Below are 24,905 nucleotides of genomic sequence, written 5' to 3' on the forward strand. Positions count from 1 at the left end.
CACCACCAAACTTCTCGGCCATCACCTTCGTCATCGCAGCCGTCAAAGTCGTCTTACCGTGGTCCACGTGGCCAATCGTGCCTACGTTCACGTGGGGCTTCGTTCTCTCAAACTTCGCTTTGGACATCTCTGCCTACCTTTCAGTCGGGCTTTTCAAACACGCTCGTATCGAACACTCTGATAAGGGTCGCCAAACCCCGCGCATCCATGCCGGATCGCGGTGACCCTCACCCCTCGAATTTTCCCTCGGCCGCAGGCTGCGCACGCCGTGGCCCTCATCTCCTTCGCCGCGGACCGTCGCTCCCGGTCCATCGCGTCGCGGCTCGCTTGATCTGGTGCCCACAACTGGACTCGAACCAGTGACCTCTTCCTTACCAAGGAAGTGCTCTACCGCCTGAGCTATGTGGGCTTAATGCACTCCCTACACGAAAGACGAACAGGGCGGATGGAGCGGGTGATGGGAATCGAACCCACATCATCAGCTTGGAAGGCTGAGGTTCTACCGTTGAACTACACCCGCCAACCTGTGCCGCCTGCAATTGCCACTCCGGTCAGCTTTCCCCGATCCTCTTCCCATCCTCTTCGATGACTCTTCGCCGATGGCAGCCGCCGATTCCGTACCTTTTTCCACAGCAAACAGCCCGGTCGAGGCCGTATGCCCCGGGCTGTTTCAGTACTTCTTCCGGCTTGCCGCCACCGCCTATTGTCCTGGTGGAGGGGGTAGGATTCGAACCTACGTAGGCATAGCCAGCAGATTTACAGTCTGCCCTCGTTGACCGCTTGAGTACCCCTCCGCGGAAACAAGCCCGCTATTGTCCAACCATGCCCCCCCTGCTGTCAACAAGGGGTCCCGGCCCGCGGGGGGCCGGCGGCGCCCTCAGAGCGCCCAGTGCCAGGGCTCGTAGACGAAGCCCTCGGGGTTGCCGGGCGGGTAGCTCAGGCCGAAGCCGAAATCGCCGGCGCGGCGCCCGAGCCAGCAGAAAGCCGGGGAGCGCTCGAACTCCTCCGTCAGCGGCCGGAACCCGGGGGTGGCGATGTCGATGGCCTCGCCGGTGTGGTGCTGGCTGTAGCCGGGCGCCGCATTCACCGCCAGGATGTCCTCGATGGACTGCCCGGCTTCCAGCTTGTGGCGGATGAGGGCGGCCTGGTACTCGACACTGCGGAATCCGGAGACCAGGAGCAGGCGGATGCCCTCCTCGGCCGCGGCTTCCCGCATGGCCTGCCAGCAATCGGCGGCGCGGGGCGTAAGCTTCTGGGGCCGGCCCACGAGATTGGGTCCCACGTCGATCAGGCCCGTGGCCTCCTCGAAACGGGGCCGCGGCGGCGCCTCGCCGTAATCCCGCGGGATACCGAGTTCCCTGTGCAGCTCTGCCAGCATCGCAACTCCTGTGACCGGTCGCCGGCCGCCGTGTTCCCCTGCCCCGGCCGAGCTTGACGCCGCCGGAGCGCCACCGGACCATCTTTCCATGGCAGGCTCTAAACGCGATTTTATCTACCGGGACTCCGGTGGCAACCGGGGTTCGTTCGAATTCAACGAACGGGTGGCCGAGGTGTTCGGGGACATGATCCGCCGTTCCGTCCCCGGCTACGGCCGCACGCTGGCGGAGATCGAGCGTCTGGCGGCGAGGGCCGCGGCGCCGGGCTCCACCTGCTACGACCTCGGCTGCTCCCTGGGCGCCGCCACCGTGGCCATGGCCCGCGGCATCCGTTGCGATGACGCCCGCATCGTGGCCGTGGACAACTCCCCCGCCATGATCGAGCGCTGTCGGGAAATTCTCGACGAGAGCGGGATCGTCGGGACAGGGGTGGCGGTGGAGCTGCGCACGGAGGACCTGCGGGATACGCCGATCCGCGACGCGAGCCTGGTGGTGCTGAACTACACGCTGCAGTTCGTGCCCCGCGACGACCGGCCGGGCCTGCTCGCCCGTATCCGGCACGGCATGCGCGACGGCGGAATCCTGGTGCTGTCGGAGAAGATCCGGTTTGCCGATCCGGTGCTGGACGCCCTGTTCGTCGAGTTACACCACGACTTCAAGCGAACCAACGCCTACAGTGATCTGGAGATCAGCCGCAAGCGGGCCGCCCTGGAGAAGGTGCTGGTCCCCGACACCGCCGACACCCACCTGCAGCGGCTGCGTAGCGCCGGCTTCGGCCACGCCGCCTGCTGGATGCAGGAACTCAACTTCGCCTCGTTCGTGGCCGTCGCCTGACGGCGGCCCGTGGGTGACCCGACCGCTATGGCCCTGGCCGATCTCGAACTCCTGCGCCGGACGCTCGCCGCCGAGGGGGCCGGCGACTGGGGCGAGGCGCTCGCGGCCGCCGCCGCGGCCGCGGCGGCACGGCCACACGGCGACAAGCCGCGGTGGGAGGCGGCCATCGAGCGTCTCCCTGCCCTCGAACCCAACAGGCCAATCGCCGACGGCCCGGCGGTGCGGATCGGCAGCACGGCCGACGCCGGGATGCGGGAGGCCATCCGCGAGGCGCTGCTGGCGCTGACGCCCTGGCGCAAGGGGCCGTTCGCGGTGCACGGCGTCGAGGTGGACGCCGAGTGGCGCTCGGAGATGAAGTGGGACCGGCTCGCGCCCCACGTCTCCGACCTCCGCGATCGCCGGGTGCTGGACGTGGGCTGCGGCAACGGCTACTACGCCCTGCGCATGCTGGACGCCGGCGCCCGCTGGGTGCTGGGAGCCGATCCGATGCGGTTGTTCAGCCTCCAGTACCGGGCGCTCCGGAATTTCACACCACCGTTGCCGTTCTGGCTGCTGCCGGCTCCTCTGGAAGACGTGCCGGAGCCGCCCGCCGGCCTCGACACGGCCTTCTCCATGGGCGTGCTCTATCACCGCCGCTCGCCCTTCGGCCATCTCGCCCGGCTGCGGCGCTGGCTGCGGCCGGGCGGCGAACTGGTGCTGGAGACGCTGGTGGTAGAGGGCGGACCGGACACGGTGCTGGTGCCGCCGGGACGCTACGCCCGCATGCGCAACGTGTGGTTCCTGCCCTCCGTGGCCGCGCTCACCGTCTGGCTGCAGCGCGCCGGTTTCGACGCCGTGCGCTGCGTGGACGTCAGCGCCACCAGCACCGCCGAACAGCGGAGCACCGAGTGGATGCCTTTCCAGTCATTGCAGGACGCCCTGGATCCCGCGGACCCGGTACGCACCGTGGAAGGTCACCCCGCGCCGCTGCGCGCAGTCCTCATCGCCGAAAGAACCTGAGCGGGGTCGGTCCTCAGCGCGCCGGCGGGCGGCACGCGTCGTGGAAGGTCACATCCAGCGCTCCCGGCGAGCGCATCAGCCAGACCGCGCCGCCGTCGGTGCCGGAATCCGGGCCGCTGTGGATCCAGTTGGCCGGGCGCCGGAAATAGCCGCCGGGCAGGTAGTCGCCGTCCTTGCGGCCTTCCGGCAGGCACTCGGACAGACGGTAGTCGCCCTCCAGCAGATAGCCCTCCTCCACCACCGAGTGGCTCTCCCAGGGCACCTCCACGCCCGGACCGATTTTCACCAGCCAGGTGCGCGCGCCGGTGCCGGGGTCGTTCTTCAGGTCCTTGACGCTGAGATCCAGCGCCACGCCGGCATCCCGGGCCACCGTGCCCGGCCGCCAGGGCAGCGAACGGGCGCTGGCGACGAAGATCTGCCCGAGCTCCGAGGCCGGGTCGGCCGGATCGGTGAACACCAGCATCTTCGCGGGGCGCACGGCGGTGATCGACGGCGGCTGCGCGCCCCGCGGCACGTACAGGAGATCGCCGCCCTGCAGCTGGCGCTCGCCCGCCTGCACCCGGCCTTCCAGCACGTACCACTCCCGGGTGAAGGCCGCGTTGACCATGCCGGTCCAGCGCCAGCCCAGCGGCACGCTCAGGTGGATGGCGCTGCGCCCGGTGAACTCGTCCACGCTCAGGCGCCGGGCCGTCACGCCGGGATAGGGGCTCCAGGGTTCTACCGGCGCCGTCTGCGCCTGAATGAAACCGGTGAAGGTCGGCGGCGGGGGCTCCTGGCTGGCACAACCCGCCAGGGCGAGGACGACCAGCGCCACCGCCGCGACGGTGGGCCGGCCGCGGGCCGCGCGCGCGCGCTCGCCGCCAATCGACCGACGACCCGTTCGACGAGCCTCCCTATTGTCCGTCCGACAATGCTGCATGGCCGACTCCGGGCAACGAAAGCGGTTAAACTCTAGCGCGTCACCGCCCCACACGCACCTGCCGCCACCGCATCACGCCCATGGATCTCCGCGCCGCCGCCTACGTCGTCAACCGCTTCATACTGCGCAGGCCGCGCGTGCTGGCTAAGGCGGACCATTTCGACCTGCGCCTGCGGGTGCGCACCGACGACGTGATCGGCCGCCACATCTACAAGTACGGCGCGCACGAGCCCGAGACCACGGACTTTCTGAAGCGCACTCTCGACATCCGGGACGGCGACGTCATCCTGGACGTTGGCGCCAACATCGGCTGGTACTCGCTCGTGCTCGACCGCATCGCCGGCGAGGCCCGGGCGGACATCTACGCCTTCGAGCCGGACCCGGAGAACTACGCCCTGCTGGGCGAGAACCGGGCGCTGAACGCCGCGCAGCGGGTCCACCCGGTCCAGCTCGGCGTCTCGGACCGCGCGGGCACGTTCGAGCTGCATCTGTTCGGCGGTCCCAACCGGGGCCGGCACTCGATGCTGCCCATTCACGAAGGCGGCACGATCGAGATCCGCACCACCACCCTGGACGAATTCTGGGGACAGGAGGAGCTCGGCGACCGCACCCCCCGCTTCCTGAAGATGGACATCGAGGGCTTCGAGCTGGCCGCGCTGCGGGGCGCCGCCGGCGTCCTGGCGCGGTGTCCCTGCGTCATGCTCGAATATTCGCCCCGCTACATGAGCGCCGCCGGCATGGAGCCGGCCGCGCTGCTGGACTTCATGACGGAGCAGGGCTATACGCCGGCGATACTGCGCGACGGGGCGCTGGCGCCGGTCATGCGCGAGGAACTGCTGGCGAGCGACCGGCACGTGGATCTGTTCTGGCGCCGCGACGGCTGAGCCATGCGGCTGCTCTGCATCACCTCCCACGGGGACACCCTGAACAGCGTCCGGCCGGAGGCCGAGCTCTTCATCGGCCTGCAGAAAGCCGGTGTCGCGGTGACGGTCATGACCCAGGGCGATTCGGTGTACGCCGGCCCCATGCGGGAGGCGGGCATCGAGGTGGTGGATTTCGTGCCCCGGCGCAAGGTCTCGCCGGCGGCCATCCGACGCATCCGCCGCGAACTCAGGGAACGGCGCATCGACGTCGTCTATTCCCTCAATAACAAGGCCGTCGCCAACACGAACCTCGCCGCCACCGGGCTGCCGGTGAAGGTGGTCACGTACCGCGGGCAGACGGGCAATATCCATCGCTGGGACCCGAGCGCCTATCTCACCCACCTCAATCCCCGGGTGGACATGATCCTGTGCGTGGCCGATGCCGTTCGCGACAGCCTGCGGGCCCAGCACCCGCATCCCGGGCGGGTGCGCACCGTCTACAAGGGACACAGCCTCGACTGGTACCGGGATCCGCCGGCGGATCTCGGCGAATTCGGCATCCCGGCGGGTGCCTTCACCGTGATCTGCGTGGCCAACAACCGGCCGCGGAAGGGTGTCGGCGTGCTGGTCGAGGCCACCTACCGGCTGCCCCGGGATGCCGCGATCCATCTGCTGCTGGTGGGCGGCGGGCTGGAGGAGCCGGACCTCGCCCGGCTGATCGGCGCGAGCCCGATGCGCGGGCGCATGCACGTGGCGGGGTTCCGACGGGACGCCACCGCGCTGGTGGCCGCCTGCTCGGCCTCGGTACTGCCGTCGCTGAAGCGCGAGGGCCTGCCCAAAACGGTCATCGAGTCGATGGCCTACGCCGTCCCGCCGATCGTCACGGACACCGGCGGCAGCGCGGAGCTGGTACTGGACGGCCAGTCCGGCATCGTGGTGGCGCCCGGCGACGCCGGGGCCATCGCCGACGCGATCCGCTTCCTGTACGACAACCCCACGGAGCGCGCGCTGATGGGCCGGCGCGCCAGGGAACGGCTGGACCGGCACTTCAACGTCGCCGAGACGGTGCGCCACACGAAGGAGCTGCTGGAATCGCTGCTGGAGGACCGGGGATGAGGCCCGCCGGACCCGTCTGCCGGCTCCCCGAGGTGGACAGCCCGCCGCCCCGGCGCGGCGCTCTCCTCTACGTCCTCGCCGAACCCGACAGCGGACTCGTCTGCTACGTGGGACAGACCCGCCGCCCCCGGGCCAGGCTGCTCGGTCATATCCGTGCCGGCCGGGTGTGGCTGCGCGCCCTGGCGGAGCGGCCACGGCCAGCGCCGTTGCAGCGGCCGCTGCCGCTCTGGGACGACCCGCCGGAGCGCTTCAGCCGCGCCCGGCCGTCGCGGGAACCGGCCGTGCTGGAGGAATGGCTGGCCCTGCTCGCCGCCGAGAACAAGGCGCCCGGTATGAGGCTGATCGAGAGCATTGCCTGTGACCGGGCCTGCGGCTGCACCTTCGTCGCCGACTGCCGCCGGGCGCGGCTGCGCGAAGCCTGGTGGATCGACAACCTGCTGCTGGCGGGCCATCCGCTGCTGAACCGGACGCTGCCGCGCCGCGGCCGGGGCACGACGGCATGAGCCTGCCGCCCCTCGCGGAACTCCTTGCCGAATCCATAGGCTGGCTGGACCTCGCAGGCGTCGCGGTCTTCGCCGTCTCCGGCGCGCTCGAGGCGGCCCGCCGGGAGATGGACCTGCTCGGCTTCGTGCTCGTGGGCTCGGTCACCGGCATCGGCGGCGGCACCCTGCGGGACCTGCTGCTCGGCAGCACGCCGGTCTTCTGGATCGACCAGCCGGTCTACATCAGTGTCTGCGTGGTGGCCGCCTGCCTCACCTTCGTCGGCGCCCGGCTGCTCAGCTCCCGCCTGCGTGCGCTCCTGTGGATGGACGCGGCGGGCCTCGCCGTCTTCGCCGTCACGGGCACCCAGGCGGCACTCGCCCAGGGCATCTCGCCGGTGATCGCCGCGGGCATGGGCATGATGACCGCCACTTTCGGCGGCTTCATCCGCGACATCATGTGCAACGACATACCGCTGATCCTGCGCTCGGAGATCTACGCCACCGCGGCGCTGGCGGGCGCCGGTTTCTACGTCGCGCTGGACGCCGCCGGCGTGGCGAGTCCCGCGGCCACCCTGGCCGCGCTCGCGGCCGGCTTCGGCCTGCGGGCCGTCGCCATCCTCACCGGCCTCAGCCTGCCGAAATACCGCCGGCCGGGCTGAGCCGCCGTCTGCGCTTTCCACGATCGGCAGCCGGGCGGGAATCGCCTATGCTCGGGGCGTGAAATCCATGCTCCTGAAAGAAGTCGGGCGGCCGCTGGAGGCGGTGCAGAGCGAGACCCCGGCGCCGGGCGACAACGAACTCCTCATCGAGGTGAGTGCCTGCGGGGTCTGCCGCACCGACCTGCACGTGGTGGACGGCGAGCTGCCGGGCGGCAAGCTGCCCGTCGTGCCGGGTCACGAGGTCATCGGCCGGGTGGCGGATTGCGGTACCTCCGTGCGCGGGTTCCGGCAAGGCCAGCGGGTCGGCGTGCCCTGGCTGGGCGCCACCTGCGGACACTGCTGGTACTGCGAGCACGACCAGGAGAATCTCTGCGACGAGCCCGCCTTCACCGGCTTCGACCGGGACGGCGGCTTCGCCACCCACATCGTCGCCGACGCCCGCTACACCTTCCCCATCGACGCCGACTACGACGACGCCGAGGCCGCGCCGCTCATGTGCGCCGGGCTCATCGGCTACCGCTCCTGGCGCATGGCCGGCGAGGGCCGCAACCTCGGGCTGTACGGCTTCGGCGCCGCGGCCCACATCCTGATCCAGGTGGCCCTGCACCGGGGCCAGCGGGTCTATGCCTTCACCCGTCCGGGCGATACCCGGGCGCAGGAGTTCGCGCTGCGCATGGGCGCGGAATGGGCCGGCGGATCCGACGAGGCGCCGCCGGTGGAACTGGACGCGGCCATCCTGTTCGCGCCGGTCGGCGAGCTCGTGCCGGCCGGGCTCAGGGCCGTGCGCAAGGGCGGCATCGTGGTCTGCGGGGGCATCCACATGAGCGACATCCCGAGCTTCCCCTACCGCATCCTGTGGGAGGAGCGCCGGATCCGCTCGGTGGCCAACCTCACCCGGCAGGACGCCGTGGAGTTCCTGGATCTCGCGCCCCGCGCCGGCGTGCGCACGGAGGTGACCACCTACCCGCTGGAGGAGGCCAACGCCGCGCTCGAGGACCTGAGGCACGGGCGTCTCTCCGGCGCCGCCGTGCTGGTGCCCTGACGCGATAACCCGGTTCCGCGCCGCCCGCACGCAGGCTCGCCGCCGTCCGGCGGCCGGCCCCAGTCGAGGCCCTAGTCGACCGCGTCCGCGCCCGGGACGCCCGCCGAATGCCCGATCGTCTCGCCCACCGCGCGCCAGGCGGCGTCGATGGCCGCATCGGCATAGGCCCGACCCTCGGAATCCGACGCCGCAATGGCGATGCGTCCCACCGGCCGGCGCCCGATCTCCCACGGCGCCTCGCCGGGCGGCCAGTCCGGGTCGTAGAGGTCGTTCTTCTCGTAGGCATAGCCATGCGGCCAGCGGTTTACGGTGATGGCGCGGAGGTCGCGCTCGGACGAGAATCCGGCCGGACCCAGCAGGGCGTCGAGCTGGCGGCGGAGCGGGCGCTCGTAGTCCTCGAACGCCATTCGCAGGATCTGGTAGCGGCCGCGGGCGAACTGTTCCCGGAGCGTCAGCCCGGCGTCGGGCGTGGTCGGTACGTGTACCAGGTGGAGCACCATCGGCTGATCGGGCGTGGAGGGATATTGATAGCGGCCGAGGCTCACCGGGAAGTCCAGCGAGACGCTGTGATAGAAATCGTCCGGGAAATAGGCGCTCTCGATGCCGAGTTCCGCGAAAGCTTCCCAGTTCTCGACCGCCGCGTTCGCATAGACGATGGGCGCGCGGGGATACTCGGCGATGGCCCGGGTCTGCTCTGCCGGCAGCTGCGGGCAGAGATGGGGCACCATCTGATGGTTGCAGGCGAGGACAGCGTGACGCGCGCGCGCCCGGAACCTGCCGCCCTCCGTCACGTAGTCCACCTCCACGCCCTCGCGGCCGGGTTCCAGCGTCCGGTTCACCGCGCGCACCGCCGTGGCATTCAGCCGCAGGCGCACGTAGGCGTCGGGGAGATCCAGCGCCTCGTAGTCGAAGCGCGCGGTGACGATGTCCTCCATGTCGTCGCCCGGCGCTGCCGCCGGTATCAGATCCCGCACCAGCAGCCGCGCGAGCGACGCGTTGCCGTCCGGGAAGTGGAAGATATAGGGCTCGTCGTGCTCGCAACTCTCGTAGGCGCCGCTCACCCGGCAGGGGCCGACGTTCAGCCCGGTGAAACCGGGATAGCCCATACGCACCGCCTCCAGCGCCGACAGCGCGTCGGTACCGATGCCCCAGAAGGCGTTACTCGAGTTCTGGAACAGACGGAGGACGGCCGGGCCGGCGTCGAAATAACGGCGCAGGTAGTCGTTGTAGCTGACCCGGCGCAGGATCTTCTCCAGGGTCTCCCGGCTGGCCGCCGGCAGGTCCGCCGGCGGCGCGATGAGGATGCGGAACAGCGTCACCTTGTCCGCGTCGGGCAGCGGCAGCGAGCGCACCCAGGCTTCCGCATCGGTGTCGATGGGCAGGCGGTTCGCGCCGCGGCCGCCGTCGCTGCGCACCAGACGCTCCCCCTCCGGCGCGTCGGCGAAGAAGATGCCGCGGGCCAGGCCGAAGCGCTCGCGGTGCCCCCGATCGTAGGCCGAGTAGAACCGGTCGAGGTTCACGTCCAGCGCATCCAGCAGACCCCGCGCGGGCGCACTCCAGGCCGAAGGCGTGTCGATGGACTGACTGCCGCCGTAACCGATCAGGTTCTTGCCGGCCACCAGGAACTCGTTGCGCTTCGCGTGGCCGCCGAAGTCGTCGTGGTTGTCCAGGATCAGGACCCGGGCGAACTCGCCGGCCTGCTGCCGGTAATACCAGGCGGCGGCGAGCCCGCTGAGCCCGCCACCCACGACTACCAGGTCGTAGACCCGGCCGCCGTCGGCGGGCTTCGCGCCGGGGTAACGCTCGCCGCGGCGGGCGAGCGCGTGAGCCACCTCGAAGGACCCTGGATGCGCGCCCCTGAGCCCGGTCAGCGCGGGCGGGTAATACTCCTCCTCGCCGAAGCCGAACATCTGCGCGCCGGCGGAGCCCGGCAGTCCGGCGGCCGCCCCGGCCAGAGCCATGCCCTGGACGAAGTCCCGGCGGGTGACGCCGTCGCCCGCCCTTCGCTTTCTCTGCTCTCCCATGCGCCCATTATGGCGGCAGACGGGCGTGGCGGGCGAGGGCCCGGTGGCAGGACGGCTATACTGCCCGGACGAATCCGGGGAGAGCAGCGATGAAGACGGACAACGGAGCGGATTACGACATCGACGAACGCAACCGGGTACGCCAGGTCAGGGAAGCGGCCCGCTACGACCGCGCCACCGTGCACGCGATCCTGGATGCCGGGCTGAGCGCCCACGTGGCCTTCTGCGACCAGGGCAGGCCGGTGATCGTCCCCATGATCTACGCCCGCGACGGGGAGACGCTGTACCTGCACGGCGCGCGCAAGGCGCGCATCGTGAGACTGCTGGAGAGTGGCGGGGAGGCGACACTGAACGTGACCCTGATCGACGGCATCGTCGCCGCACGCTCGGCGTTCAACTCGTCCGTGAACTACCGCTCGGTCACCGTATTCGGCCGGCCCTCGCTGGTGGAGGACGAGGCGGAGAAGATCGAGGCCATGCGGCTGATCTCCGAGCACCTCATGCCGGGACGCTGGGACGAGCTGCGCCCGCCCCACGACCGGGAGGTGAAGATGACCGGCGTCATCGCCCTGCCCATCGAATCCGCCTCCGCCAAGGTCACGGCCGGCCCGCCGGAGGACGAGGACGAGGACTACGCCCTGCCCGTGTGGGCGGGGGTCGTGCCGGTGGAGCAGGTACTGGGGACGCCGGAGGGGGATCCGGAACTCGCCGACGATACGCCTGTGTCACCCTCCATCGCTGCGCTGGCCCGGCGGGCGCACGGAGACGAATGATGCGCGACCATCCGCTCTACCGGCATCGCTGGAAACTGCTGCTGGTCCTCGCGGCGATACTGATCGCGCTATGGCTGTACCCGACCCGTACGGGCCGGGAGGGGCCCGTCGAAACTCCGCCCCCGCCGCCAGCCGCACCCGCCGGTACGCAATCATCGACGGGGCAAGGCGAAGCTCCTCCGACCGGTCAGCGACTGGCGAGCGCACGGCAGACGGTGCGGGATCTGGAACTCGCCCTCGGCGCCGCCGTCGAGGAGCGCAAGCGCGCCGAGGCGCTGCTGGAACAGTCAGAACAGGACGTCGAGGACCTCGAGCGCTTCATCGAAGAGATCGAGCAGCGGGGAGAAGACCCGGTTGATTACGCCGAGCAGGGACTGGAGATGTTCCAGCCGGCGTTCTACGCCTACCAGGAGGCGTTCTCGCGACTGGAGCAGGCCGAGGCCAGCGAGGCAGCGCTGAGGGAGGAGCTTGCGGAGGCGGAGGCGCGAGTCGAGGCGCTGGAGTTAAACGAGCGATAGCCTGCACAGCGAATTCGGGAATCAGGAGAAGAATCAGGGCGGCGTCCGGAGCCGCCCTGATTCTTTACTTTTGTCTCAACAAGCCCCGAACCGCAGCGTCTCAGGAGTATCGTCAGTGGAGCCCTCGGTGAATCGGCAACCGAACGACGGCTTCGCCACCTTATTGGGGTTCAAGATGTTATCCCCCTTCGGCTTCTTGCCGCTTTCCACCCAGGTTACCAGGTCATCAAACGTGCGGATCAGTTCCTCTGAAGAGAACTCGCAGTGGCCTATCGCGCGCGTAGCTCTCGATACCAGATACTCCGAACGCCTCTGCTGCTTTACCTCTCGAGCGTAGATCTGCTGCATCGAGAACGGCACGAACAGGTCGCCCAGCGTGTGGGTGCTGATCACCGGAATGCTGATCCGGCCGGTAATCACGGGGACACGCTCGAGTCTCAGGAACCGCCGCGGGTTCACGTTCGGGTCCCTTTCGACACGGAGGATCGTGTCGTTCAGGACGCGCTCGTCTGCAGACAGCCGCCGCTTGTCATCGAGTTGATAGACCTTGCCGATGTTGTCGTAGATGTTGCCCGAGACCACGCCGTCGACCGTTCCATCGGAACCTGCCAGACCGAACAGCGTGTTCTGAAAGAAGGGGAAGGCGTCATCGACGATGGGGCGCTCGCCGCCGGAAATGACACGGGTCAGATCCTTCAGTTTCTCGCCCTGCGGCGTCAGACCGAACGGATAATCCGAGCCCTGATTCGAGAAAAGCGTCCCGATGACCAGCGGCAGCGTCGTCTGCCTGTAATTGTCCGGTGGCGGGAACTGGGATTGAATCAGCGGGTTGACCTCGGCGGCGAGCGCCTCTGCGGCGTAGCCGAAATCGCCGAAATACTGGAACAGCGCTTCGTCGCCCATCACGCCGCAGGCCGGAGCCGCTCCGTGATACTCGACGCCCCCGGACAGTTTGCCGAGGATGTGAGCGAAGCGCTCGCAGATACGACCGCGACGCCCTTTCGGGCACTCTACATTCGGAAACATCTCGATGGCGGCGCCCGTCACGTGTCCGCCCATGGAGAAGCCGGTGATCAGCGTCTTTTCGGGCTTGCCCTGCTCCTGGGCGAAAATGCGCCAAAGGCGATTGGTGCTCTCGACACCGTCCTTGACGTCGTAGCAGTTCTTGGAATAACTCGACGCGGCCCATGCGTAACCTTTCGAGAGATAATACTCGCGCAAGGGCGGGTTCTCCACCTCGAGAGGCTCCAGTTCACCCGTCACTGGATCCACACAGCCGCGGAATCCATGGGCATACATGACGAGGTCGCCGTTCCAGTTGGCTGGAACCTCATAACGATAGATCGCGCCATTGCTATCGATTGACTGGACACGCTCGGTATCGGGAATTTGCAGGCCTGGAATCGGCAACGGCGGCCCGAAGGCTTCCTCGCTCCGTGGGAATACCCTGTCATCCTGTGGGACCGGTTTGCCGGGATAGGCCTGCGCCGACGCGGCGACGATAAAGGCGGATGCTGCCGCAAGCAGGATGCGGGATACGCTCATTAGTTTTCTCCCCCGTTCTCGTTGATATTGTCGACTTCGGGCCACTTGCGGCGTTCGGTCGGGTGTCGAGATTGTTACCGCTACACCGTTCGATCACAAGGTTATTTGCTGAACAGCGGCGGGACAGCACCAGTTATGTAAAAGCGGTGCGATCATCGGAGCATCGATAGTGGCGATCGTGGCGGGTACGGCTTAGGCGATCAGGGGCGAGAATGCGTACAGTGATGCGCAGCAGGAGCGGCAGGCTGGCAACGTGCGGCAGGCTGATTTGTTTCGCTTTTCTGGCGCTGCAGTCGCTTGCGTCGCCTGCGGCGGCGGAGATCACTGTCGCCGTCGAGTCCGTCACCGGCGCAGGCTGGTCCGCCGACGGCATCGAGCTCCGGGTCCTCCCGGGCGACGGGTCCGGAGATATCGCCGCCTCCCTCCGCGTGGAACGTCTCGTGCTGCCCGAGCCGGTCGGCGAGTTGCGCGGTGTCACCCTGCGCTGCGATGCGGTCGTGGTCAGCGGTTCGGGCTACGGCTGCGAGCGGGGCCGGGCCCTGGCGCGGCGCTCGCCGCTGGAGCCGGTAGCGTTCTCGCTGTCGGGGACCTATCGCCGGGCGGACGGCCGGCTTGTCCTGGAATCACCGGATCTCCCGTGGCAGGGCATGAAGCTGGGTATATCGGTGGAACTGGCCGACGGCGCCTGGACGGCCGCGGTCGAAGGCGCCGATGTGGACGCCGCCACGGCATACGGTGCAATGGCCGCCATGGCATCCATGATGTCGACGGCATCCGCCGTACCCGAGCTGGAGATCGCTGCCGGGACCGCCGGATTCCGGTTGCGTGCCCGCGGAGAAGACGGCGGCGCTTCCCGCATCGACGGCACGATCACGCTGCGGGACCTGAGTCTCGCGAACGCTTCCGGTAGCCTCGCCGCCGAGGGGTTGGCCGCCACACTGGAAGCGCAGGCCCGGATTCCGGCGTCCGGCGGGCGGCTCGACTACACGGCGACGCTTGGCGCGGATGCCGGTGAGGCCTACGTGGAGCCCGTCTATTTCAACCTGTCGGCATCGCCGCTCACGCTCGAATCGGCCGGCGGCCTCGACCTGGCCGGAGGTCCCGTCCGGATAGACAGCTTCGTCCTCGATCACCGCGGCGTACTGGCCGCGAGCGGCGAAGCCGTTCTGAGACGCGACGAGGAACCCGCCGTGGCACGAGCCGACGTCGAGATCACAGGCGCGATGTTCCCCGGCGTCTACACCACCTACCTGCAGGGCTTTCTGACCGGCACGCCGCTCGCCAAGCTCGAGACCCGCGGCCGCGTATCGGGCCGGGTGAGACTGGATAACGGCAGGGTCGCCGCCCTCGATCTCGCTCTGAACGATCTCCACGCGGACGATGCCGAGAGACGGCTGGCGATCTACGGCGCCCGCGGCAACGTCACGTGGGACGGCAGACAGGGCGCCGCGCCCCGCTCGTCCCGCCTGGCCTGGGACGGCGGTTTCGTCTACGACGCCGGCTTCGGCGCCGGCGCCGCGGCGTTCTCCTCCACGCCGGACGGGATCACGCTGCAGGAGACGCTGCGCGTGCCGGTGCTGGACGGCGCACTCGTCGTGGAGACCCTTGCGGCACGCGGACTGTCCGGCGACGAGCCGGCCGTGGAGTTCGATGCCCGACTCGAACCGGTCAGCCTCGCCGGCATCACCACCGCGCTCGGCTGGCCCGCCCTGCCCGGCAAGCTCTCCGGCGAGTTGCCGCTGCTCAGCGTGAGCGAGGGTGCCGTGACGCTCGGCGGCAGCCTGGTGGCGCGGGTGTTCGACGGCACCGCCCGCATCTCCGAGCTGCGCATCGAACAGCCCTTCGGTGCCAACCGCCGGACCTCCGCCGAGGTCAGGCTGGACAACCTGGATCTCGGCCTCGTCACCGACGTCTTCACCTTCGGCCGCATCACCGGCCGGCTGGACGGGGCCATCCGCGGCCTGGAGATGCTGCAGGGACGTCCCATCGCGTTCGACGCGCGCTTCTACACGCCGGCCGACGACGACAGCGCGCGCCGAATCAGCCGGCGGGCGCTCAGTAACATCTCGGAGATCGCAGGCTCCGGCACTGCGGCGCTCTCGGCCGGCTTCCTCGGCCTGTTCGACGAGTTCCGCTACCGCAGCCTCGGCATCCGCTGCGTGCTCGAGGGCGACGTGTGCAACATGAGCGGAGTGCAACCGGCGCAGCAGGGCTACTACCTGGTGAAGGGCAGCGGGCTGCCCCGAATCGATGTCATCGGTCATTCCCGGGAGGTAAACTGGCCCAGACTGGTCGCGCAGATCACCGAGGCGCTGAAATCCAGGGAAGTCTCCACGTCACCGCAAAGCGAGGAACGCAGATGATCAGAGCAAAGACCCGCCTCATGACGCACCCGGCGGCGTGGCTGTCGCTGTCCGCATTGCTGCTCGCCGCGTGCGTGACCATCAATGTCTATTTCCCGGCCGCCGAGGCCGAACGCGCGGCCGACCGCATCATCGACGAGGTGCGCGGCACCGGCAGCACGGACGAGCAGGACACCACCAGTCAGCTGCCGCTGGAGACACTGCCCGCGCGCTTTGCCGCGGCGGTGGCGGATTTCCTCGTCCCCGCCGCCCACGCCCAGGGCCGGCCGGACTTCGATGCCTCCTCGCCGGCGAAACGGGCGCTGGAGCAATCGCTGAAGCAGCGCTTCCCTCAGCTGAAGCCGTATTACGACTCCGGCGCCATCGGCCTGACCGCCCGGGGCACCATCGAAATCCGCGACCGCTCCCTGGTGCCGCTGAACGAGCGCAACCGGGTGCGCCAGCTGGTGGCCGAGCAGAACGCGGACTGGGAGGCACTGTACGGGGAGATCGCCCGCATCAACGGTCACCCGGAATGGGAAGACGAGATCCGGCAGGTATTCGCAGACCGGTGGATCGCCAAGGCCGAGCGCGGTTGGTATTACCGGGACGCCGGGGGCCAGTGGCGGCAGAAGTAACGCCGGCGCCGGACAGGCGGCGCCGTCCGTTCCCGGCAGGCGCGGGCTAGCGGGCCAGCTCCCAGACCAGCCGGGCGGCGGTCCGGGCGGTGCGCCCATCGATGTCGTAGCGCGGATTGAACTCCGCGACGTCGGCCACCGGCCAGGGACGCTCGGGACTCATCGCGCGAATGCGCCGCAGGCAACGGATCACGAACTCCAGGCTGATGCCGAGGCCGGCAGGTGCGCTGACGCCGGGAGCTACCGCGGCGGGCAGTGCGTCGAGGCAGATCGTGACGTAGAGCGCGTCCACCTCCGCCACCAGCGCCTCCAGCAGCGGCGCCGCCCGCTCCTCGCTGCAGTCGATGTCGACGAGATAACGCACACCGGCGGCATCCGCGAAATCGAACAGTGCCCGGGTATTCGCCGCCTCACTGACGCCGAGGCAGAGGTAATGGAAGCCGCTGCCGCGGCGGCCGCAGTCGTCGGCGATCTGGCGGAACGGCGTGCCCGACGTGCCGCCGTCGACCGGCTCGCGCAGATCGAAGTGGGCGTCGAAATTGACGATGCCGACACGCGCCGGCTCGCCGCCCCGGTCCAGGTGCCGTGCCAGCCCCTGATAGCTGCCCCAGGCGATCTCATGACCGCCGCCGAGCCCGATTACAGTGTGGCCGGCATCCAGTAACGCAGCTATACGCTCCGCATAGACCTCTTGGCCTGCGGCCAGGTCGCCGGCGACCGTGACCGTACCGGCGTCGTAGACGGGGCGCTCCGCCGGCACAGGCAGGTTGCCCAGCGCGCGGCGCAGCGAATCCGGCCCCTCGGACGCGCCGGGCCGACCCTGGTTCAGGCGCACGCCCCGGTCCGAAGCGAAGCCGAACAGACAGGTGCCGGGAGCACCGTCGTCCGGATCGTCGATGACCTGATGCCAGCGCAGCGCTGCCACGCCGGGGTCGGTCCGGCCGCTCCAGAGCGAGAGATCAGCGCGCGTCCACACGCCGTCCACCTTGCCATACCGCCGCCGGGCGCACGAGGTTGATGCCCCAGGCGAGTTCCGCCGGCGAGCCGATGTCCCAGAGGCACAGGTCGGCATCCGCCCCCTCCTCGATCCGGCCCTTGCGCTCGAGCCCCAGCGCCGCCGCGGCCCAGCGCGTCGCACCCAGCAGCGCCTCGGCCGGCGTCAGCCCGAACTGCGTGCAGGCGAGATTCATGGCCGTCAGCAGCGAGCCGAGCGGCGAGGTGCCCGGGTTGAGGTCGGTGGCCACCGCGATGGGCACGCCCGCCTCGCGCAGGGCGTCGATCGGCGGCAGCCGGGTCTCGCCGAGGAAATGGAAGGCACCCGGCAGCAGCACTGCCACCGTGCCTGCCTGGAACAGGGCAGGCGCGTCGGCGGGATCCAGATACTCCAGGTGGTCCACCGACAGCGCACCGTAACGGCTGGCCAGTGCGGCGCCCTTGAGGTCGGAGAGTTGCTCCGCGTGGGCCTTCACGGCCAGGCCGTGACGGCCTGCTGCCTTGAATACCCGTTCGCACTGGGCCGGACTGAAGCCGATGCCCTCACAGAACACGTCTACCGCGTCGGCCAGTCCCGCGTCCGCCACCGCCGGGATCATCTCGCTGCAGACATGCGCGATGTAGTCGTCGGCGCGCCCCTCGTATTCCTCCGGCACTGCATGGGCGCCGAGAAAGGTGGTGCGCACCGTCACCGGATGGACCTCGCCGAGGCGGCGGGCCACCCGCAGCAGTTTCAACTCGGTGGCGGTGTCCAGGCCGTAACCGGACTTGATCTCCACCGTGGTGACGCCCTCCTCCAGCAGCCGCTCCAAACGCCGCGAGGAAACCTCGAACAGCGTGTCCTCGCCAGCCGCCCGGGTGGCGCGGACGGTGGCACGGATGCCGCCGCCGGCGCGGGCGATGGCCTCGTAGGATTCGCCCCGGAGCCGGCGCTCGAACTCCCCGGCGCGGCTGCCGCCCCAGACCAGGTGGGTGTGGCAGTCGACCAGGCCGGGCGTCAGCCAGCCGCCCCGGCCGTCCACGTGGGTGTCGGCGGCGACCTCCTGTCCGTCGTCCTCGGCGCCGACGTAGACGATGCGGCCGTCGGCAACGGCCAGCCGCGCCATCCGCGCGCCCGCGACCCCGCCCGGCGCGCGGCCATCGGGCACCGCGGGCGCGAGATTCACGTTGTGGATGAGCGTGTCGGAGAAGATTGCCACGGGCGCCTCCGTACCGTTATGCTCATCGGAATTCTAGTTGTATATACAACCCTTGTATATACGACCCTGTACGACCAATGGCAGGCCGTCTGCGCGGCCGCCGAACGCATCATGGCCACACCCCGCTACCGTATCATCCGCGACGAACTGCTCGAGGACATCGAGAGCGGCCGGCTGCGCGCCGGCGAGCGGGTACCCTCGGAGAACGAGCTCGTCGAAAGCTTTGGCGTGAGCCGCATGACGGCCCGGCGGGCGCTGCAGGAGCTGGCGGACGCCGGATTCCTGCTGCGCACCCGCGGTCTCGGCAGCTTCGTGGCCGACTCCCGGCCGATGAGCTCCATGCTGCAGGTCCGCAACATCGCCGACGAGATCGCCGAGCGCGGCCACCGCCACACCGCCGAGGTACTGAGACTCGAATCCGTGGCCGCCAGCGAGGAGCTGGGCCGCTACTTCGACGTCGAACCCGGCAACGAGCTCTACCACTCGGTGCTGGTCCACCGGGAGAACGGGGTCCCCATCCAGCATGAGGAACGCTACGTGAACCCCGCCTGCGCCCCGGACTATCTGGCCCAGGACTTCGCCGGCACCACGCCGAACGAGTACCTGTCGGCAGTGGCGCCGCTGGCCGAGGCCGACCACGTGGTGGAGGCCACCACCGCCATGCCCGGCGTGGCACGGGCGCTCGAGATCCGGCCGGAGGCACCCTGCCTGCGCGTCACCCGGCGCACATTCAGCCGCCGGGTGGTGGTCACGTTCACCCGGCTCACCTACCCGGGCAACCGCTACCGTCTGGGCAGTCACCTCGATTTTCGCCCGCCCGTCCGGAAGGACAAGCGGCGGGATGACGACACCCGGAGGGGGAAAGCATGAACCGATACGACCCCGAGCGCGTAATCAGCGCACCGCACGGCACCGAGCTCTCCGCGAAAAGCTGGCTTACCGAGGCGCCGCTGCGCATGCTCATGAACAATCTGGACGCGGACGTGGCCGAGCACCCGGAGGGTCTCGTGGTCTACGGCGGCATCGGCCGCGCGGCCCGCGACTGGGAATCCTACGATCGCATCGTCGAGGTGCTGCGGCGCCTGGAAGACGACCAGACGCTGCTGGTGCAGAGCGGCAAACCGGTGGGCGTGTTCCGCACCCACGCCGATGCGCCCCGGGTGCTGATCGCCAACTCCAATCTGGTGCCCCGCTGGGCCACCTGGGAGCACTTCAACGAGCTCGACCGCAAGGGCCTCATGATGTACGGCCAGATGACCGCAGGCTCCTGGATCTACATCGGCTCGCAGGGCATCGTCCAGGGCACCTACGAGACCTTCGGCGCCGTCGCCCGCCAGCACTTCGACGGCGATGCGAGCGGCCGCTGGATCCTCACCGCCGGGCTCGGTGGCATGGGCGGCGCCCAGCCGCTGGCGGCCACCATGGCGGGCTTCTCCATGCTGGCCGTCGAGGTGGACGAGAGCCGCATCGACTTCCGCCTGCGTACCGGCTACCTGGACCGCAAGGCCGGCTCCCTGAACGAGGCGCTGCGCCTGATCGACAAGGCGAAGTCCGAAGGTCGCGCCGTGTCCGTCGGCCTGCTGGCCAACGCGGCCGACGTCGTGCCCGAGCTGGCCGAGCGGGGCGTGGTGCCCGATGTGCTCACGGACCAGACCAGCGCTCACGACCCCCTGAACGGCTACGTGCCCCGCGGCTGGTCGCTCGCGCAGACGAAGGCCGCCAGGGAGAAGGACCCGGAGGGCGTAGTGCGCGCCGCCATGGAGTCCATGGCCGTCCACGTCTGCGGCATGCTGGCGCTGCAGCAACAGGGGGCGGTCACCTTCGACTACGGCAACAACCTGCGCCAGATGGCGAAGGACGAAGGCGTGGAGAACGCGTTCGACTTCCCCGGCTTCGTACCGGCCTACATCCGCCCGCTGTTCTGCGAGGGCATCGGACCGTTCCGCTGGGTGGCGCTCTCCGGCGACCCGGAGGACATCTATGCCACCGATGCGAAGGTGAAGGAACTCATCCCGGACGACGCCCACCTGCACAACTGGCTGGACATGGCCCGGGAGCGCATCAGCTTCCAGGGCCTGCCGTCGCGCATCTGCTGGGTGGGCCTCACCGACCGTGCACGTCTCGGCCTGGCCTTCAACGAGATGGTGGCCAGCGGCGAACTCAAGGCGCCGGTGGTCATCGGGCGGGATCACCTCGACTCGGGTTCGGTGGCCTCGCCGAACCGGGAGACGGAAGGCATGCTGGACGGCAGCGACGCGGTCTCCGACTGGGCGTTCCTGAACGCGCTGCTGAACACGGCCAGCGGCGCCACCTGGATCAGCATCCACCACGGCGGCGGCGTCGGCATGGGCTACAGCCAGCACGCCGGGCTGGTCATCGTCTGCGACGGCAGCGAGGCGGCGGCGCGGCGCATCGGCCGCGTGCTCTGGAACGACCCCGCCACCGGCGTCATGCGCCACGCCGACGCAGGCTACGACCGGGCCGTGGACTGCGCCCGCCGGAACGGGCTGGACCTGCCCATGGTGGAGACGGGAGGTGACGGCCGATGAACACCCTAGAGATCACCGCGAACGAGCTGACCCTGGAAGAACTCCGCCGGGTGAGCGCGGAGCCGGTTGAACTCCGCATCGACGCCGGCTGCCGCGACGCCATGGCGCGCTCGGCCGAGACCGTGGCGCGGGTGCTGGGCGAAGGACGCACCGTCTACGGCGTGAATACCGGCTTCGGTCGGCTCGCCAACACGAAGATCCCGCCGGATGCGCTGGAGACCCTGCAGAAGAGCATCGTGCTGTCGCACGCCGCCGGCGTCGGCGATTTCATGGCGCCCCGTACCGTGCGGCTGCTGATGGTGCTGAAGATCAAATCCCTGGCGCGGGGCTACTCCGGCGTGCGACCCGAGCTGGTCGACCGGCTGGTCGCGCTCGTGAACGCAGGCGTGTGCCCGGCGATTCCGAAGAAGGGTTCCGTGGGCGCCTCCGGCGACCTGGCGCCGCTCGCGCACATGAGCACCGTCCTGCTGGGTGAGGGCGAGGCATTCGTCGATGGCGAGCGGGTAAGCGCGGAAGCCGCTCTGCACCATGCCGGCATCGAGGCGACGCCGCTCGCGCCGAAGGAGGGGCTCGCCCTTCTGAACGGCACCCAGGTGTCCACCGCCTACGGCCTGGAAGGGCTGTTCCACGCGGAGAACGCGCTCTCCTGCGCGCTGCTGGTCGGCGCCATGTCGGTGGAAGCAGCGCAGGGCTCCCGGGTGCCGTTCGACGCGCGAATCCATGCCATCCGCGGCCAGGCGGCCCAGAGCGAGATCGCCCGGCGCTACCGGGAGATTCTCGGCGACTCCTCCGACATCGGCCGCTCCCACGAGGGCTGCGAGAAGGTGCAGGATCCCTACTCGCTGCGCTGCCAGCCCCAGGTGATGGGCGCCTGCCTGCAGCAGATCGAACACGCCGCCCGCATCCTGGTCGCCGAGGCGAACGGTGTCTCCGACAACCCGCTGGTGTTCGCCGACACCGGCGCGATCCTCTCGGGCGGCAACTTCCACGGCGAGGCCGTCGCCATGGCCGCCGATATGCTGGCCATCGCGCTGGCGGAGATCGGCGCGCTGGCGGAGCGCCGGGTGGCACTTCTGATCGACTCCAGCCTGAGCGGCCTGCCGCCGTTCATCGTGGAGAACGAGGGCGTGAACTCCGGCTTCATGGTGGCCCAGGTCACCGCAGCGGCGCTGGCCAGCGAGAACAAGACCCTGGCCCATCCCGCCTCCGTGGACTCGCTGCCGACCTCCGCCAACCAGGAGGACCACGTCTCCATGGCCACCTTCGCCGCGCGGCGCCTGGCCGACATCTACGAGAACACCGAGAACATCCTGGCCATCGAGTGGCTGGCCGCCGCCCAGGGTCTGGACTTCCGCGCGCCGCTGAAATCCAGCCCGAAGGTGGAAGAGGCCAGGGCGCTGATTCGCTCGGCGGTACCCTTCTACGACCACGACCGTTACTTCGCGCCGGACATCAACAAAGCGGCAAGGCTGATCCGGGAGGGGCATCTGGCCGCGCTGACCGCTGCTCTCGTGTGAAGGTGGCTCGGCGGGAGACGACACGGCCGGCTGCCGTCGAATATTAAATTTTGGTTACGTGTCTTCCGCGCGGCGGACGTCCGGGAGAAGATCACGGGTCCTTTGCACGACCCCCCCGGAATGACGCTTTGACCACAGACAGGCCGAGCGCCAGCGAGCCATCCGTACGGCAGTCGGGCCACGCCCTGACCTGGGCCGGCGTCGCCCTGCTCGCCTACATGCTGCTGGTGGGCGTCGGCGTCATCGGTGACGGCTTCAAGTGGCTGTCCGGCGGAGCCGAGGGCGCCGAGCGCATCTTCGCGTTCGCCAGCAACCCGATCGTCGGCGTCATCCTCGGCACCCTGGCCACCGCGCTCGTCCAGTCATCGAGCACGGTGACCTCGGTCATCGTCGGCTTGGTCGCAGGCGGCGTGCCGGTCTCGATCGCCGTGCCCATGATCATGGGCGCGAACATGGGCACCACCATCACGAACACCATCGTCAGCCTGGGCAGCCTGCGCGAGAAGGCGGCTTTCAACCGCGCCTTCCAGGCGGCCACCGTCCATGATTTCTTCAATCTTTACAGCATCCTCGTATTCCTGCCCATCGAGATGCTGTTCCACCCGCTGGAGCGCGCTGCCGGCGTGGCGGCGGGCTGGTTCGGCGGCGGCAGCGGCGCCTCCATCAGCGAGCTGAATTTCCTGGGCGCCATCACCAAACCGGTGGCAGCCGCCATCACCGGCGTATTCAAGGCCTTGCCGACCACAGTGGGCGCCTCCCTGGCCATCGCCCTCGGCATGGCCCTGGTCATTTTCTCGGTGATCTACCTCGGCAGGCTGCTGCGCGCGGTGATGATGGGCAGTGCGAAGGGCGTGGTGGACAGGGCCATCGGCCGCGGTCCCGTCGCCGGGGTCGCCTCCGGCACCGCGGTCACGGTGCTGGTGCAGTCCTCCTCCACGACGACGAGCCTGGTGGTCCCGCTGGCCGGCGCCGGCATCCTCACCACGCGCCAGATCTATCCCTTCACCCTGGGCGCGAACATCGGCACCTGCATCACCGCCCTGCTCGCGGCCACGGCCATCACCGGCCCGTACGAGATGGTCGCGTTGCAGATAGCGCTGGTGCACCTCTTCTACAACCTGGCCGGCGTCTTCGCGTTCCTGGTGATCCCGCTCCTGCGCGAGCTGCCGATCCGTTCCGCCGAGTGGCTCGGGCGAAGAGTGGAGATCAACCGGGGCTGGGCGCTCGGCTATCTGGTCGGCGTGTTCTTCGTATTGCCCGGCGGCGTGTTCGGCGGGGAGACGTTACTCAATGACAAGGCGCCGGCCGTAGTCGAGGCGGAACCCGGCAAGCAAGAGCTCGAAGCCATCAAGGAAGAAATCGAAAACGAGTCCTTGGCGATCGAATGACCGCCGGGACGGGCAGCCCCCGGCGGCGTGCCGGAGGCTGCGGACCGGTCAGCTCGCCTTCTTCAGCAGCGAGTTCACGCTGTCCGGCAGCAGGTGCCGCAGCCAGTCGATATCGAGTTTCGCCGGGTTCTCGATGTAGGCGTCGGGCTCATCGGCCAGCGATGCCAGATACTCCCGGGCGACCCGCCACTCGGTGTCGTGCTCGGACTTGCCGCGGGACAGAATCTCGAACTTGCCGTTCAGGTAGCGCAGGGTGAAGTAGTCGAACGGTTGCTTCGGATCGTCGTCGTAGATGGCGACGCCCGCCTTGTGGCCGTCCAGGTACTTGTCCATGCCGGAGATCAGCGTGCCGTAGAATGCCGAGTCCCGATTGGCCTCGAGCGCCTTGTTGGTCACCTCCAGCGCCTCGGTAAACAGGTCATAGATGTCCTTGTCGCTCATTTCTCGCTCCTTTCCGGCGTGCACGGCCGGATTTCCTTGCGCACGTCGAAATACCTTGGGGCAGGAGACGGCGGTATCAATAAGGGCTTGGCCGGATGCCGGCCGGCAGCTGCGTTATAGTGACGCCATCGCCGCAACCCTGCCGCCGACCATGCTGAGCGCCGCTTACGCCATCCTGCTGATCCTGCTGAACCTCGTGTTCTGGGCGTCAATACTGTTCGGACTGCCGGGCACCTGGCTCATGCTGCTCTGCGCCGCGCTCGTGGACTGGTCGCTGGCCGACGCCCCGATGTTCGGCTGGACCATCCTGCTGGCCTGCGCCGGGCTGGCCACGCTGGGCGAAATCCTGGAGTTCTTCCTCGGGGCCGCGGGCTCTCGCAGCGCCGGCGGCTCGCGGCGGGCCGCTGCTCTGGCCATCGTCGGCGGTATCGTGGGCGCCGTCCTGGGCACACCCGTGGTGCCGCTGCTCGGCACGCTCATCGGCGCCTGCATCGGCGCATTCGCCGGGTCCATTCTGGGCGATGTCTGGGCCGGCCGGCCGCTGATCCATACCATGGAGGCAGGCAAGGGCGCCGCAGTGGGCCGGTTCTGGGGCACGGTCGCCAAGATGATCATCGGCGGCGTCATGGTCGTGATCCTGGGCGTGGCCGCCTTCGCCTGACGAAACCCGTAGGAGGGCCTTCAGGCC

The 24,905-nt window shown here is 69.1% G+C and carries 24 protein-coding genes and 3 tRNA genes; 16 read left to right on the forward strand and 11 right to left on the reverse strand.

Features of this window, described 5'->3' with window-relative positions; genetic code table 11:
• The 5 genes from ACJMKX_RS02830 to ACJMKX_RS02850 form a co-directional block, all read right to left on the reverse strand.
• On the reverse strand, positions 1–127 hold a 127-nt coding region (locus ACJMKX_RS02830), incomplete at its 3' end, for a GTP-binding protein (protein WP_405221836.1).
• Positions 128–333: 206 nt separating this feature from the next.
• A tRNA-Thr gene (locus tag ACJMKX_RS02835) sits at positions 334–409 on the reverse strand.
• Positions 410–446: 37 nt separating this feature from the next.
• Positions 447–520: transfer RNA gene (locus ACJMKX_RS02840), tRNA-Gly, on the reverse strand.
• 189 nt (positions 521–709) lie between these two features.
• A tRNA-Tyr gene (locus tag ACJMKX_RS02845) sits at positions 710–794 on the reverse strand.
• Between the two features lie 83 nt (positions 795–877).
• The gene (locus tag ACJMKX_RS02850; RefSeq protein ID WP_405220788.1) at positions 878–1,378 is read right to left on the reverse strand and encodes a M15 family metallopeptidase; all 501 of its coding nucleotides are present in this window, start codon (positions 1,376–1,378) and stop codon (positions 878–880) included.
• Between the two features lie 88 nt (positions 1,379–1,466).
• Here ACJMKX_RS02850 and cmoA point away from each other — a divergent pair, with 88 nt between their 5' ends.
• Entirely contained in the window at positions 1,467–2,210 is a 744-nt protein-coding gene (cmoA, locus tag ACJMKX_RS02855) for a carboxy-S-adenosyl-L-methionine synthase CmoA (RefSeq protein ID WP_405220790.1), read from the forward strand.
• Between the two features lie 33 nt (positions 2,211–2,243).
• Positions 2,244–3,209: a tRNA 5-methoxyuridine(34)/uridine 5-oxyacetic acid(34) synthase CmoB gene (gene cmoB / locus ACJMKX_RS02860; RefSeq protein WP_405221839.1), complete on the forward strand. Its 966-nt coding sequence runs from the start codon at positions 2,244–2,246 to the stop codon at positions 3,207–3,209.
• Positions 3,210–3,222: 13 nt separating this feature from the next.
• Here cmoB and ACJMKX_RS02865 read toward each other — a convergent pair whose 3' ends face one another.
• Positions 3,223–4,128 carry a DUF4437 domain-containing protein gene (locus tag ACJMKX_RS02865; protein ID WP_405220792.1) on the reverse strand — a complete coding sequence of 302 codons (906 nt, stop codon included), beginning with the start codon at positions 4,126–4,128 and terminating at the stop codon, positions 3,223–3,225.
• 80 nt (positions 4,129–4,208) lie between these two features.
• Between ACJMKX_RS02865 and ACJMKX_RS02870 the strand changes: the two genes are divergently transcribed.
• Genes ACJMKX_RS02870 through ACJMKX_RS02890 form a run of 5 tightly spaced genes read left to right on the forward strand, consistent with a single transcriptional unit; the run spans position 4,209 to position 8,290 of the window.
• On the forward strand, positions 4,209–5,012 hold the full coding sequence (locus tag ACJMKX_RS02870; protein WP_405220794.1) for an FkbM family methyltransferase: 804 nt from the start codon (positions 4,209–4,211) through the stop codon (positions 5,010–5,012).
• Between the two features lie 3 nt (positions 5,013–5,015).
• Positions 5,016–6,107, forward strand: a complete 1,092-nt coding sequence (locus tag ACJMKX_RS02875) for a glycosyltransferase family 4 protein (RefSeq protein WP_405220796.1) — start codon at positions 5,016–5,018, stop codon at positions 6,105–6,107.
• Positions 6,104–6,610, forward strand: coding sequence for a GIY-YIG nuclease family protein (locus tag ACJMKX_RS02880; RefSeq protein WP_405220798.1), 507 nt, complete (start codon positions 6,104–6,106; stop codon positions 6,608–6,610). Before ACJMKX_RS02875 ends, ACJMKX_RS02880 begins: the two co-directional genes overlap by 4 nt.
• Entirely contained in the window at positions 6,607–7,248 is a 642-nt protein-coding gene (locus tag ACJMKX_RS02885; protein WP_405220800.1) for a trimeric intracellular cation channel family protein, read from the forward strand. The genes ACJMKX_RS02880 and ACJMKX_RS02885 overlap by 4 nt, the downstream gene beginning before the upstream one ends.
• A 58-nt stretch (positions 7,249–7,306) precedes the next feature.
• A complete protein-coding gene (locus ACJMKX_RS02890) occupies positions 7,307–8,290 on the forward strand; it encodes a zinc-dependent alcohol dehydrogenase family protein (protein ID WP_405220802.1) in 984 nt (327 codons plus the stop codon).
• Between the two features lie 71 nt (positions 8,291–8,361).
• Here ACJMKX_RS02890 and ACJMKX_RS02895 read toward each other — a convergent pair whose 3' ends face one another.
• Complete coding sequence (locus tag ACJMKX_RS02895; RefSeq protein WP_405220804.1) at positions 8,362–10,314, reverse strand: NAD(P)-binding protein; 1,953 nt, start codon at positions 10,312–10,314, stop codon at positions 8,362–8,364.
• Positions 10,315–10,403: 89 nt separating this feature from the next.
• On the opposite strand from ACJMKX_RS02895, the gene ACJMKX_RS02900 reads away from it, so the two are divergent.
• Both ACJMKX_RS02900 and ACJMKX_RS02905 read left to right on the forward strand, forming a co-directional pair.
• Positions 10,404–11,087, forward strand: a complete 684-nt coding sequence (locus ACJMKX_RS02900) for a pyridoxamine 5'-phosphate oxidase family protein (protein WP_405220806.1) — start codon at positions 10,404–10,406, stop codon at positions 11,085–11,087.
• Positions 11,084–11,605, forward strand: a complete 522-nt coding sequence (locus tag ACJMKX_RS02905; RefSeq protein ID WP_405220808.1) for a hypothetical protein — start codon at positions 11,084–11,086, stop codon at positions 11,603–11,605. Before ACJMKX_RS02900 ends, ACJMKX_RS02905 begins: the two co-directional genes overlap by 4 nt.
• A gap of 75 nt (positions 11,606–11,680) precedes the next feature.
• Here ACJMKX_RS02905 and ACJMKX_RS02910 read toward each other — a convergent pair whose 3' ends face one another.
• A complete protein-coding gene (locus ACJMKX_RS02910) occupies positions 11,681–13,150 on the reverse strand; it encodes an alpha/beta hydrolase (RefSeq protein WP_405220810.1) in 1,470 nt (489 codons plus the stop codon).
• Positions 13,151–13,371: 221 nt separating this feature from the next.
• On the opposite strand from ACJMKX_RS02910, the gene ACJMKX_RS02915 reads away from it, so the two are divergent.
• Both ACJMKX_RS02915 and ACJMKX_RS02920 read left to right on the forward strand, forming a co-directional pair.
• Entirely contained in the window at positions 13,372–15,513 is a 2,142-nt protein-coding gene (locus tag ACJMKX_RS02915) for a translocation/assembly module TamB domain-containing protein (protein ID WP_405220812.1), read from the forward strand.
• Complete coding sequence (locus ACJMKX_RS02920) at positions 15,510–16,130, forward strand: YdbL family protein (protein ID WP_405220814.1); 621 nt, start codon at positions 15,510–15,512, stop codon at positions 16,128–16,130. The genes ACJMKX_RS02915 and ACJMKX_RS02920 overlap by 4 nt, the downstream gene beginning before the upstream one ends.
• A gap of 46 nt (positions 16,131–16,176) precedes the next feature.
• Here ACJMKX_RS02920 and hutG read toward each other — a convergent pair whose 3' ends face one another.
• Positions 16,177–17,106 (reverse strand): formimidoylglutamase, encoded by a 930-nt coding sequence (gene hutG / locus ACJMKX_RS02925; protein ID WP_405220816.1) that lies wholly within the window; start codon positions 17,104–17,106, stop codon positions 16,177–16,179.
• Positions 17,090–18,271, reverse strand: a complete 1,182-nt coding sequence (gene hutI / locus ACJMKX_RS02930; RefSeq protein ID WP_405221842.1) for an imidazolonepropionase — start codon at positions 18,269–18,271, stop codon at positions 17,090–17,092. Before hutI ends, hutG begins: the two co-directional genes overlap by 17 nt.
• Positions 18,272–18,433: 162 nt before the next feature.
• On the opposite strand from hutI, the gene hutC reads away from it, so the two are divergent.
• The 4 genes from hutC (at position 18,434) to ACJMKX_RS02950 (ending at position 23,776) form a co-directional block, all read left to right on the forward strand.
• The gene (gene hutC / locus ACJMKX_RS02935) at positions 18,434–19,192 is read left to right on the forward strand and encodes a histidine utilization repressor (RefSeq protein WP_405220818.1); all 759 of its coding nucleotides are present in this window, start codon (positions 18,434–18,436) and stop codon (positions 19,190–19,192) included.
• The gene (hutU, locus tag ACJMKX_RS02940) at positions 19,189–20,871 is read left to right on the forward strand and encodes a urocanate hydratase (protein WP_405220820.1); all 1,683 of its coding nucleotides are present in this window, start codon (positions 19,189–19,191) and stop codon (positions 20,869–20,871) included. Before hutC ends, hutU begins: the two co-directional genes overlap by 4 nt.
• A complete protein-coding gene (gene hutH / locus ACJMKX_RS02945) occupies positions 20,868–22,388 on the forward strand; it encodes a histidine ammonia-lyase (protein WP_405220822.1) in 1,521 nt (506 codons plus the stop codon). The genes hutU and hutH overlap by 4 nt, the downstream gene beginning before the upstream one ends.
• 218 nt (positions 22,389–22,606) lie before the next feature.
• Positions 22,607–23,776 (forward strand): Na/Pi symporter, encoded by a 1,170-nt coding sequence (locus ACJMKX_RS02950; protein WP_405221845.1) that lies wholly within the window; start codon positions 22,607–22,609, stop codon positions 23,774–23,776.
• Between the two features lie 48 nt (positions 23,777–23,824).
• On the opposite strand, the gene ACJMKX_RS02955 is transcribed toward ACJMKX_RS02950, so the two are convergent.
• Entirely contained in the window at positions 23,825–24,217 is a 393-nt protein-coding gene (locus ACJMKX_RS02955) for a hypothetical protein (protein WP_405220824.1), read from the reverse strand.
• Positions 24,218–24,272: 55 nt separating this feature from the next.
• On the opposite strand from ACJMKX_RS02955, the gene ACJMKX_RS02960 reads away from it, so the two are divergent.
• Entirely contained in the window at positions 24,273–24,878 is a 606-nt protein-coding gene (locus ACJMKX_RS02960) for a DUF456 family protein (protein ID WP_405220826.1), read from the forward strand.
• Positions 24,879–24,905 lie beyond the last annotated feature (27 nt).

It is taken from the genome of Lentisalinibacter sediminis (genome assembly GCF_040706615.1).
Classification (GTDB): Bacteria; Pseudomonadota; Gammaproteobacteria; order Steroidobacterales; family Woeseiaceae; genus Lentisalinibacter; species Lentisalinibacter sediminis.